Below are 11,720 nucleotides of genomic sequence, written 5' to 3'. Positions count from 1 at the left end.
TTTAGCTCCTCACCACCGGATAACTCGCCTCCCCCCACAACGCCCCCGGATTATCCATCATGATCTCGATCACCGTCGGCACCAGGTCATTGAGGATGGCGACGCAGTCGCGGATCTGTTGGCGGTTGACGCTGCCGCCCCAGGTGGCGCCGCCGTGGATGATCTGGTTGCGCAGGGTGTAGATGCGGCTGAAGACGATGGCGAGGACGGTGGGGGTGTTCTGTTTGGCCAGTGCGGCGTTGACGGCTTTCTTGGCACGCTCAAAGCTCTGCTTCCAGTGGTCTTTCGTCAGGTTGCCTTTTTGGTGTTCCCAGAAGCAGCGGAAGACGTAGGGGTTGTCCAGGAGGACGCGGATGGCGCCGGAGTAGGCGCTCCATACCAGTTCGTCCAGGCGCTTTTGGCGGTCCAGGTCCCAGAGTGTCTGCAGGAAGCCGTTGAAGGTTGTTCGTTCGTTGAGCCCGTGCCGATCATCAATTTCGGTGGCGTAGGCGGCGTTGAAGGCGATCCACAGAAAAATGAAGCGGCTGCCCGGGTCGGTTTCCTGTTCAGCGCGGTCGAGCCAGCTCAGGGCGCGGTGGACACGCAGGGACAGGTTGTCCGGGTAGCCGTGACGCTCCTGGCGCTGTCGGGTTTTCAGGTTGTGGTGTCGGCTTTCCATGTTGCTGTCCCTTCTTGCCATGCCGTCCCCAATCGCGGCCTGGCGGCGCCTTTCTGGCGCGGGGCTTTTCGTTGTACGAGTGTGAACTTTATCACATACGTTGGTCTGAGCCAGTCCGGCAGCTCCCACTTTCTTATTACTTCCTCGTGCTCCCACGGCAAGCCCCCTGATACCAAAGCGACATCGCTCTCTGGACAACCAAGCTATGACTTTATTATCGTCATGCCAATACTGACTACATGAACATGTCGTCTTTCGGGTTATATCGCTTTTTGGCGCACTTTGGGGAGGTGGGAGGATGGCGCGCACTACTGGGCAGAACGCGGGGAAGTGGCCTCTGCGTTGGGATTTGTTGTTGCGGTATCGGTTGATCGAGGTGATCGCTCTTTGGGAGGGGCGGTTGACCACCAATCACCTGCAGCGGGCGTTCGGGATCGGGCGGCAGCAGGCCAGCAAGGACATCAACCAGTATTTGTCCGAGCACGCGCCGGAGAATCTGGTCTATGACCGTTCCTTGAAGGGTTACAAGCCCTCCCCTGACTTCACGCCCCGGTTTACGCGCGGGGTGGCGGACGAGTATTTGCAGATGATGCACGCCCGGGAGGATTTGAGCTGCGCCTTCGAGGCGCTGGACGTGCGCGAACTGAACACGGAGGTATTGTTACCGCCCCGGCGGGATCTGCGCCCGGCGGTGTTGCGCCCTATTCTGCAGGCCTGCCGGGAGGGGCTGCGGGTGGAGATTCGTTATGCGTCCCTGCGTAATCCGGTGCCGGAGGAGCGGGTGATTCAGCCGCATACGGTGGTGCACAGCGGGCTACGCTGGCATGTGCGCGCCTGGTGCGAGAAGAACTCCGCGTACCGGGATTTCGTGTTGAGCCGGATCGAGGATGATCCGGAGCCGGTTACCGAGGCGTGGCAGGGGGCCGATGAGGACGAGGCCTGGCAGACCCGGCTGACCCTGGAAGTGGTGCCGGACCCGCGTCTGGACGCCCGTCAGCAGGCGATGATCGCCCGGGATTACGCCATGGAAGACGGCCGTTTGCTGATTCCCTGCCGCGCCGCGCTGGTGAATTACGTGGTGCAGCTGCTGCATTTAGACGTGGCCGATAATCGGGCGCCGGAGGCGCAGCAGATTGCGTTGGGGAATCGGGAGGCGGTGGCGGCTTGGTTGTGGGGGGATGGTGGCTGAGGTGGAGGTAGAGAGTAATTTCATTCGCCAGCAAGCTGGGCTCCCACAGCGGCTTCGAGTTGAAGTTATTGCCGAATTGCGAGAGGCCGAGCGACCTACACCTGGCTGAGCATGTTCATGATGAGGCGGATCAGGGTGTCTTTCTGCTTTGGATCAGATTCCGCCACCAGCAACGCCAGGGCCGTCAGGCCGGTGTCATTGATTATGGGATTGCCCTGGGAGTTGAACAGGCGCCGGTTGCGATGCAGGAAGTCACGAACAGGAAGGCGCCGCTGCGTTTGTTGCCGTCAGCGAACGGGTGGTTTTTGACGATGAAATACAGCAGGTGCGCGGCTTTGCTTTCCACCGTTGGGTAGGCCGGGTCGCCGAAGACGGATTGGTCCAGGTTCCCCAGGATGGCGCCCAGGCCATCGCTCCGGGGTCTGGCGAACAGTTCCGTGGCCTCTCCCCGTTCCATCAACTGGGCTTTGAGGCTGCCCAATGAGCGCATTGCTTCCGCTTCGTCCGGTAGCTGGCCGCCCCGTTCCCCGGCCGGTTCTTCCAGCAGGCCCTCGTCGTAGCGTTGCAGCCAAAGGAAGGTCTGGGTGTAGCGAGAGACGATGTCCACCAGGCCACGGCCGGCCTCCCCGCTCAATTCCGGGCTTCGCGCGGCTTTCTTGATCAGGGTCAGGGCTTGTTCCAGTTCGGAGGCGTTTTTGTCGAAGCGGGCGCGGTTAATGCTGTAGTCCTGCACCAGGTACTCTTTCAGGCGCTGAGTGGCCCAGATGCGGAACTGGGTGCCCTTCTTTGAATTGACCCGGTAGCCCACCGAAATAATCGCGTCCAGATTGTAGAAGTGCAGCTTCCGCCGCACCTGCCTGTTCCCATCCCGACGAACCACCGAGGAATCCTCGGTAGTTGCCTCTATCTGTAACTCATTGGATTCATAGATATTTTTCAGATGGAGACCAACGGTGTCCCTATCCTTGTCGAACAGCTCCGCCATTTGCGCTTGTGTCAGCCACAGGGTATCGCGCTCGAAACGCACCTCCACTTGCGTCTGCCCATCGGACGATTGATAAATCTCGATCTGCTTCTCCATAGCCCCTATCCTGCCCCGTCAGCCCCGGTTTGCGCATCCGCCCGAAGATGCCAACATAGCTCTGAATATGCGGGCAGGCCAGCAGGCAGCCGCCGCCGATTGCCGGTATCATCGGCCCTTATTCCAACGCTTTATTTCAACTCTTTAGCTGACGCCATGTTTTTCACGGAAGACCGCCACCAATTCTTCAAGCCGCTGACCGGCAAGTACCGCGAGCAGGTGGCCGAGTGTCTGCGGCTGTTGCACGAGCGTTTGTACAGCGCCCAGGCCGATTACGGCGAGTCGCTCAAGCGCGAGCAGGTGCTGGATGTGTTCAGCGAGGCGCTGGAGCGGGCGCCCTTGCTGGAGGGCGGCGATGAGGACGGCAGCCGCTTCCGCAACAACCGGGAGCAGGCCGCCTGGATTCTCAATACGCTGGTGGAGCACGGCTGGCTGAAGCGGGACAAGGACGAGGCGTCATTTCAGTCCACCTATCCGTTCAGCCGCACCGGGCGCCTGTTCACCCAGACCCTGGCGGAGGTGGACGGCCGCGGCATCCGCACCCGCCATCGCAATACCCGCAATACGCTCAATGCCCTGGCCGCGTTTCAGGATCGCGGCGAGGTCTATGATCTGCTCGACGCCCATGAGCATTCCGAGCGCATCATCGCTGATTTCACCGACATCATCGCCGAGTTGGAAGAGCGCAAGCGGGAACTGGTCAAGGAAGTGGAGGCCCAGCAACTGGTGCAGCAGGCTAGTGATCAGTTCTTCGAGTTCATGGAGAAGCGCTTCCAGCCGGACGTGGCGATCCGCATGTCCGCCGACAGCGTGGAGAAACATCGCGACCGCATCCAGAACACCATCGAGCGCATCCGCCGCAAGCCCAAGGCGTGGAAGCGTAACGCGGAACTGGAGCTGCGGCGGCTGGCGCCGGATCTGGTGATCAACCCGGAGGGCTCGGTGTTGTGGCAGTTGCTGGACAGCATCGAAACCCGCATGCGCGGCGCCGCCGAGATCATGCTGCCGGCCCTGCGCCGGACTCTGCAGGGCTTTACCCGGCGGGCGGACATTATCATCCGCCAGCTCAGCTATCTGCACAGCCAGCAGCACAGCGACATTGTCGGCCTGTGCCGGGAGCTGTCCGAGCTGGATGACGCCACCGCCGCCAAGCGCCTGGAGGCCGCCGGGCAAGCCATGGCCCATTTGCGCCTGGGGCTGGTGGACCCGGCCCAGAACCGGCTGCGCGAGCAGCGGGAGAAACGGCAGGTGCAAAGCCGCATGGCGCAGTTGGACGCGCCGGACCCGGCCACCCTGCGCGATCTGGCGATTCAACAGTTGCTGGAGAAGGCGTTCAGCATCCACGGCGAAGGTCTGCGTGACTATTTGCGCCAGGCTCTGGGCGCCAGCCGCCGCATCGACAACCGCGACCTGCCGGTGAACAGCGCCACCGATCTGCTGGCGCTCAGCCATGTGATCGAGCTGGGCAGCGCCGACCATCGGGCCAGCGGTTTCCGGCTGCGCATCGAACCCACCGACCCCATCGTCGGCGAACGCTACTTCGCCCGCCGTGATGGTTTCTTGCTGGAACTGGAACACGATGACGATACGTGACGCTTTGGCCGAGGCTCTGGAGGCCCGCGGCGTCAGCCCGGATCAGTTCTCCGAACTGATGATCCGGCTGCTGGACCGGGGCGTGCTATGCCGCGACGAAAGCAAAAAGGAAACGGAGCTCTACGATCGCTACCTGCAAGTGGCCGATCTGGTGGAGGATTATCTGAGCGTGCTGCGCATTCGCCTGCTGCACGAACGGCGCTTTCATTCGCTGCGGCTGTTTCCACCCGGCGCCGAGGTGCCCGGCCTGGCCGACAGCGAGGACGGCTTCAACCAGGGCTTGCGTGAGCGCCTGAGCCAACAGGAAGTGGCCGCCATTCTGGTGTTGCGCGCGGAGTACGACAAAGCGTTGCGCGAAGGCCAGATCGACGAACACGGCCAGGTGATGCTGCCGCTGGAAGCGTTCAATCTGGCCAGCAAGAATCTGCTTGGCCGGCCGCTGCCGGAGGCGCTCACCGAACGGCGCGCCCTGTTCCGCCGGCTGCGTCAGTTACGGCTGATCCGCACCGCCAGCGACGACGGTCTGGAAGACGCCGAGACCTGGCTGACCATCCGTCCGGACATCACCAGCCTGGTCACCGACGCGGTACTCAGCCAGCTCACCGGCGACGGGCCGGACACCGAAGCCCCCTCCCCGGAAGAGCTGCCATCATGATCGGTTATTTCACGTTCGCCTCTGTTGATCCGAGCCGCCCATGTTTTTGAAACGTTCCATCACCGTCAATTGGGGCAACCTGCCCGCCGAAGAGCTGGAATACGGGCCCATCAATCTGTTCTCCGGCGGTAACGGCTCCGGCAAGACCACCGCCGCCGACGCCCTGCAGACGCTGATGACCGCCGCCCACGACAATCTGTTCAATTACAACCCGGGCCAGGACGAAACCACCCAGCGCGGCCGGGGCGGCAAGCAGGTGCGTACTCTGGCCTCCTATATTCTCGGCTGCGACGACGGCGCCTTCGCCCGCCCCTATGACAGCGACGGTTACTTGGCCGGCGTGTTTCATCCCACCAAGGGCGAGACCGCCGAGCCGTTCACGGCGGTGATTGGCGTGCGCGCGCATCTGGACCGCGCCGGCGTTACCGCCCAGGCGCGGCAAAATGAACTGCTGTTGATGATCGTGCCTGGCGAGATGCTGAGCCTGTCGCACTTCGTGCACGGCGAGGGCGCCGAGCGTCAGGTGGTGGAAATCACCGAGCTGCCCAATGCGCTGCGCCGGACGTTCGGCAAAAAGAACGTGGAAACCTACGAGAAGAAAGGCGCTTATCTGGCCCGGCTGTACGGCGCCCTGCGCGGCCGCCGCGACGCGGTGTCCCAGCAGGAAGCCAAGAACGCCGCCCGCACCTTCGCCCGTTTCATGGCGTACAAACCGGTGGACTCCATTGATCAGTTCGTCGCCGGCGAAGTGCTGGAAGCCCAGGACATGGGCGACACGCTACGCCGCATCCGCGACATGCTGCGCACCATCCATGGCATGGAGCAGGAGGCCCGGCAACTGCGCGCCAGCGTGGACTATCTGGAGCAGGCCCGTGGCCTGGCGGGGCAGTATCAGGAGACCTGGCTGGAGCGCACCGCCCTCGCCTACGGCGCCGCCGCGCAACGTTACCGCCGCAACCAGCGCCAGTATCTGGAGAAAAAAGAGGAACAATCCCAGCTCCGCCAGCAACAACAGGCGTTGCGCGAAGAAGCGGAACAGGTGGAACAGCGCCTGGAGCAGGCCCACGACGAACTGGTGGGGCTGGAAGCACGCATACAGGGCATCCCCGCGCTGCGTGATAAACAACAACTGCAGGCACAGCTGGAAAGCCTGACCCAACAGTTGCAGCAAGGCGCCCGCCCCCTGCTGGAGCAGGATCAGCAACGCAGCCGTAACTTCACCGCGTTACGCAATCTGCGCGATCTGCTCAACCGTCACAGCATCGAGCTGGAACTGCCGCTGTTCGCCAGCAAGGGCTGGCGGGCCACCAGCAAGGAGCTGCTGGCCCTGGAGCAGCGCCCGATACCGGACCTGAATCAGATGCTGGCACGGGACTGGATCGATCTGTCGCCGCTGGAAAGCGGCCTGGAACAGGCCCGCGCCGAGCAACAGTTGCACAACTATCTGGCGGAGCAATTGCACGGGCAAGTGGACAGCGCCTCCGACCGGGAAAATCTCTCCCTGGCACAGCGGCTGGACCGCCTGGTGACGCAAAGAGCGCAGGCTCTGGAAAAACTGGACGAACAGCAAAAACAGATTCAGCACCGCATCAGCACACTGGAATCAAAACGGGTGAACTATCCCCGTGATGTGGAGGAGGCGCTACAGGCGATCCGCGAGCAGTGCCCCCAGGCCGACCCTCGCGTGCTCTGCGATCACGTGGAAGTGCAAGACCCGGAATGGCAAATGGCCATCGAGGGTTACCTGGGCGGCGCCCGCTTCGGCATTCTGGTGGAGCCGGATTACGAAGCCGAGGCGATCCGCGTGGTACGCCGGCTGGCCGGCCGCCAGCGCAACAAGGCCCGGGTGATCCAGGGTGAGCAGGCGCGGCGGGACGCGGAGAAAGCCGCGCTGCCGGCGGAGTCCATCTTCCATGTGCTGCGTTTTTCCCATCGCACGGCGGAGCATTATCTGAAGGCCTCCTATGGCAATGTGGTACGAGTCGGTGACGCCGAAACTCTGCGCCGCACCCGGCGTGGTATTACCAGCGATGGCCTGGGCTCCGGCAACTACGCGCTGTTCCGCTGCGATCTGGACGACAGCCAGTTGGTGTTCGGCGAGACCGCCCGCGAGCGCAACCTGTATGCGCAGCGCAACGCCCTGATGGACGTACAGGAAAGCTACCGCCACGCCAGCGATGACTATCAGGCGGTGCGGCAACTGCAACAGCAGGTGCTCGAGTTCAAGCCGCTGGACTGGGTGGCCACCGTCACTCACCTGCTGCAATGCCAGCGCCAGCTGTCCGACACCGAACAGGCCCTGGCCAGTCTCGACCTCAGTGACCATGAAGAGATGGAACGGCAACAGCAGGACGCCCGTCAGCGGCACAAGCAGCTGAGCCAACGGCAGGGCGAATTGAAGGAGGAAAACGGCAAGCTCGGCGAGCAGCAACACGCCTGCGAACGTGCCATCAATGCCCTCGCCGACCAGAGTGAGCAACTGCAACAGGATCAGGAAGACGCCGAGGAACACCTGCACGCCTGCACCCGCTACTGGCCGGATCTGGATGTACTGTCCCGTATCGATGCCATGGACCGGCGTTTGCAAGCCGCCCAGGACGACATCGATTTCGACAGCGAGGAGCGGGCCCTGCTCAACACCCTGAACAGCAACGCCGTCACTCTGGAACGGCTTGTCGCTGACTACAATCAGCAGGCCCAGCCGGCGGATCAGATCCTTATCGAAACCGCCGAGGAGCTGCACAGCGCCCCGTTCTTTGGCCACGTGCACCACCTGCATCAGCAGCTGGACAACCTGCACAACCGGCTGCGCAACAATGTCCTGCTGAGCAAACTGGAACAGCTGGGCGGCCTGCGTGACACCTTCAACACCACCTTCGTCAGCGATCTGTGCAACCAGATCCAGCAAGCCATCAAGGACGGCGAACGTACTCTCAAGAATCTGAACAAGGAGCTGGAACACCATTACTTCGGCGCCGACCGGGAACGGTTCTCCTTCGACTGGGAGTGGGTACAGGAATACAAGGAGTACTGGGACTTCTTCCGCGAAGTCACCGAGATTCCCAACCTGGGCGATGGCGCCAGCCTGTTCGAGAGTACTCTCTCCGACAGGGCCACGGATGTGCGCGACCGGCTGCTCGCATTGCTGTTGGACGGCGACGAACAGCAGGCGCTGCGGGAGCTGGAACGGATCAGCGACTACCGGCGCTATCGCCGCTACGACATCCTCAAACACCCGGAAGGTAAGGCGCCGATCCGTCTGAGTCAGTACGGCACCGGCTCCGGCGGCCAGTTGGAAACGCCCGCCTACATTATCCGCGCCGCCGCCATCACCAGCGCGTTCCGTTTCAACGAAGGCGACAGCCACCTGCGCATGGTGATCGTCGACGAGGCGTTCATGCACATGGACGAAACCCGCTCACGCCAGGTGATCCGCTACCTCACTGAAACCCTGGGCCTGCAACTGATCTTCATCATGCCCACCAGCAAGGCCGGCCCCTTCCTGGACCTGGTCAGCAACCAGTTCGTGTTCAGCAAGGTGCCAAGCCCGGTGCCGGTGGGCGAACTCAATACCCGCGTGCTGGTGGACCGCCAGCAACTCAACCAGGAACGCATCGCCGAGCTGTGGGATCAACACCGGCGCGTGATCCGCCAGCAAGGCGCGCTGGACTTCATGGAAGGGATTTCGTGATGAGAAGGCCTCTCATGATAGAAGGGCTCTCGTGATGGAAGGGCTCTCGTGATGGAAGGGATGCCATGAGCGCGCCGCCCTGGCTGGAGGAGGAGCCCTGGCTGCGGCGGTTACTGGGCTGGTTCCTGGACCGGCTGGAGCGCCCGCGCACCCAGGCCATTACCCGCCGGGTCAAAAAAACCACGGTGCCGGAATTGTTCCGCTTCAGTGAGGACACCCGCTATCGCTGGCAGTTGGTGGAACGGCTGGCACGGGAATACCGGGTCTTCAGCATCCAATACGACTCCCGGTTGGATCCTTTTCAGGAACGCTACGAGAACGCCCAACTGCGTCTTGATCCAAGCTGCGAGGCACTACTGCGCGACTGGCTCGATCGTCCCCGCGTGGATCCACGGAGACGAGCCTGGCAGAACGCTCTGAGCGGCCATGAAGCGCATTTCCAGGATGGCGGCGCGGCTCTGCTCGATGCCCAACCGGCACTGGCCGGTGAATCACCGGAAGACATGGTCGGCCACTTCGTCCTTGCCGCTAATTTGCTGGACAGCGACCTCACCTTGCGTGAACTCTCCGCCCGCTGCTTTCGCGGCGACTCCAAGTTTCTCGATGGCCGCCAGGACCTGCTCGCCCGCCTGTTCGGCGAGCGCGCCCAATGCCTCCGGCCACGTCCTTTACTGCTCACCGCCTGGGCGCCAGCCGGTTTCGAGCGATTACTGATCGTGGAAAACCAGGACAGCTTCCTGCGTCTGGTGGAACAGGCGCCCGTCGGCCACGCCTTGCTCTACAGCGGCGGTTTCCGCGCCAGCGCTCAGCGCCTCACCAGCCCCCACACCCGTTTCGCCTTTCTGCCCGGCAGCGACGGCGCTGATTTCCAGGCGCGCTGGCTCAGTAACACCTTGCCCGCGTTCTTCTGGGGCGATCTGGATTTCGCTGGCCTGGGTATTCTCGCCGCGCTGCGACACAGCCTGCCGCAACTGACGGCCTGGCGCCCGGGCTATGAGCCCATGCTCCTGGCGCTGGAGGATGGCCAGGGCCATGGCGCCGAACAGGCGGGCAAGGGACGTCAGAACGATTCCGGCAACACCGGCTGCCCCTACGCGGACCAGCAACTGCTGCCCGCCCTCCGCGATCACCAGCGTTTTCTGGATCAGGAAGGCTTCCTCCCGGTTCTGTCCTCCCCCCGGACACCATTGTAATGATATCCATTCTCACATAGACTCGCCGTCATCCCTAACCTTATAAAAATGTCGGGGGCGGCAAATGTCCGGCGCCACACGGGACCCCCTTACGGTCCACGCCTTGTACAGTGAATATCACGGCTGGTTGCACCGCGTGCTGCAGCGCCGCTTGGGCGATGCCGACGATGCCGCCGACCTGGCCCACGATGCCTTCCTGCGTCTGCTGACGCGGCCGCGACCGCTGGATCATGGCAGCGCCCGCCCTTATCTGAGCCGCATGGCCCGGGGGCTGTGCGTGGATCTGTGGCGCCGCCGGGAAATCGAACGGGCCTGGCTGGAAACCCTGGCCCACCATCCGCAGGCCGAGGCGCCATCCGCCGAGCAAAGCGCCGCCGCCCTGGAAGCGCTGGTGGCGGTGGACGGCATGTTGAAACGGCTGCCGCCGATGGTGGCGCGCACTTTCGTGCTGTCCATGGTGCACGGCCTGAACGGCAAGCAAATCGCCCAGCGTCTGGGGATAACCGACCGCACCGTGCGCAACCATCTGTCGCGGGCAATGCTCGCCTGTCTGCGTTTGCAGGCGCGTTTGGATGGCGCCCCGGAGCCCCACTCGTGACACGATCCGCGCCGCTCGATCCCCGGATCCTCAGTGACGCCGCCGACTGGTTCGCGCTACTGCGTTCCGGCCAGGCCTCGGAGTCGGACACCGAGCGCTGGCGGCAATGGCTGGCCCGGCACCCGGACCATCAACAGGGCTGGCGCCTGGTGGAACAGGTGGAGCAGCGCTTCGAAGCCGCCACTGGAGACCATCCACATCACACCGAAGCCACTCTGGAGCGCGCACGCCATGATCGGCTGCGGCGCCGGGGCGTGATCAAGGGATTGGCGCTGCTGCTTGCCAGCGGCGGCCTCGGTTGGTCCGGCTGGCAGGTCACCGGCGCCGGCGAGCGGATCGCCGCCTGGCGGGCCAGCCACCGCACCGGCGTCGGCGAGATCCGCGCCCTGGAACTGGCGGACGGCACCCGGGTATGGTTGAACACGGACACCGCGCTGAACACCGACCTGACCGGACCCCAGCGCCACTTTCAATTACTGCGCGGCGAGATCCTGCTGGAAACCGGCCCCGACCCACGGCCATTGGAAGTGGCCACACCAGCAGGCGTCGCCCGCCCGTTGGGTACCCGCTTCACCGTCCGTCTGGAACAGGAGCGCACTTTCCTGGCGGTCTACGCAGGCGAGGTGGCAATCACCACCCGCGGCCACCAGCAGGCGCGGCTACCGGCCGGTTTTCAGACCCGCTTTTCCGCAACGGACATCGAGACACCCGCCCGGGCGGACCCGGCGCGCGAGGCCTGGCATCGGGGCATCCTGCTGGCCGACGACATCCGCCTCGACGAATTGGTGAAGGAGCTGGGGCACTACCAACACGGCTTCATCAACGTGGCGCCGGAAGTGGCCGGTCTGCGGGTCTTCGGCGGTTATCCGCTGGCGCAACCGGAACGGGCGCTGACCATGCTGGAGGCGGCCCTGCCGATCCGTATCCAACGCCCTCTGCCCTGGTGGACGGAGATCGGCCCTGGCCCCGGCTTCCGGGCAGAAGAAAAATAATTTTCCGCTTTCAGCCTACCTGTTCGATGTATTGGTAAGCCCGCACTGTCGGGCACCGACGACAACAGGA

Annotated in this window: 9 protein-coding genes; 7 read left to right on the top strand and 2 right to left on the bottom strand. The window is 63.5% G+C overall.

What is annotated here, in order from left to right; translation table 11 throughout:
- Window position 1: 1 nt before the first annotated feature.
- Window positions 2–658 carry a HEPN domain-containing protein gene (locus tag CRO06_RS04915; protein ID WP_097057859.1) on the bottom strand — a complete coding sequence of 219 codons (657 nt, stop codon included), beginning with the start codon at window positions 656–658 and terminating at the stop codon, window positions 2–4.
- Between the two features lie 298 nt (window positions 659–956).
- Between CRO06_RS04915 and CRO06_RS04910 the strand changes: the two genes are divergently transcribed.
- Window positions 957–1,847, top strand: a complete 891-nt coding sequence (locus tag CRO06_RS04910) for a helix-turn-helix transcriptional regulator (protein ID WP_097057858.1) — start codon at window positions 957–959, stop codon at window positions 1,845–1,847.
- Between the two features lie 202 nt (window positions 1,848–2,049).
- Here CRO06_RS04910 and rhuM read toward each other — a convergent pair whose 3' ends face one another.
- On the bottom strand, window positions 2,050–2,928 hold the full coding sequence (rhuM, locus tag CRO06_RS04905; RefSeq protein ID WP_218839867.1) for a virulence protein RhuM/Fic/DOC family protein: 879 nt from the start codon (window positions 2,926–2,928) through the stop codon (window positions 2,050–2,052).
- Window positions 2,929–3,084: 156 nt separating this feature from the next.
- Here rhuM and CRO06_RS04900 point away from each other — a divergent pair, with 156 nt between their 5' ends.
- The 6 genes from CRO06_RS04900 to CRO06_RS04875 all read left to right on the top strand — a co-directional run bounded on the left by CRO06_RS04900 (window position 3,085) and on the right by CRO06_RS04875 (window position 11,650).
- A complete protein-coding gene (locus CRO06_RS04900) occupies window positions 3,085–4,521 on the top strand; it encodes a Wadjet anti-phage system protein JetA family protein (RefSeq protein ID WP_097057857.1) in 1,437 nt (478 codons plus the stop codon).
- Complete coding sequence (locus CRO06_RS04895; protein WP_097057856.1) at window positions 4,508–5,176, top strand: DUF4194 domain-containing protein; 669 nt, start codon at window positions 4,508–4,510, stop codon at window positions 5,174–5,176. The genes CRO06_RS04900 and CRO06_RS04895 overlap by 14 nt, the downstream gene beginning before the upstream one ends.
- A gap of 40 nt (window positions 5,177–5,216) precedes the next feature.
- The gene (locus tag CRO06_RS04890; RefSeq protein ID WP_097057855.1) at window positions 5,217–8,867 is read left to right on the top strand and encodes an ATP-binding protein; all 3,651 of its coding nucleotides are present in this window, start codon (window positions 5,217–5,219) and stop codon (window positions 8,865–8,867) included.
- Window positions 8,868–8,932: 65 nt separating this feature from the next.
- Window positions 8,933–10,060: a Wadjet anti-phage system protein JetD domain-containing protein gene (locus CRO06_RS04885; protein ID WP_097057854.1), complete on the top strand. Its 1,128-nt coding sequence runs from the start codon at window positions 8,933–8,935 to the stop codon at window positions 10,058–10,060.
- A gap of 64 nt (window positions 10,061–10,124) precedes the next feature.
- Window positions 10,125–10,658, top strand: a complete 534-nt coding sequence (locus CRO06_RS04880; protein ID WP_022995268.1) for a sigma-70 family RNA polymerase sigma factor — start codon at window positions 10,125–10,127, stop codon at window positions 10,656–10,658.
- Window positions 10,655–11,650, top strand: a complete 996-nt coding sequence (locus CRO06_RS04875) for a FecR domain-containing protein (protein ID WP_014995456.1) — start codon at window positions 10,655–10,657, stop codon at window positions 11,648–11,650. Before CRO06_RS04880 ends, CRO06_RS04875 begins: the two co-directional genes overlap by 4 nt.
- Window positions 11,651–11,720 lie beyond the last annotated feature (70 nt).

Source organism: Alloalcanivorax xenomutans (assembly GCF_900217905.1).
GTDB classification, from domain to species: Bacteria; Pseudomonadota; Gammaproteobacteria; order Pseudomonadales; family Alcanivoracaceae; genus Alloalcanivorax; species Alloalcanivorax xenomutans.
This window is presented reverse-complemented; position numbering and strand designations above follow the sequence as displayed.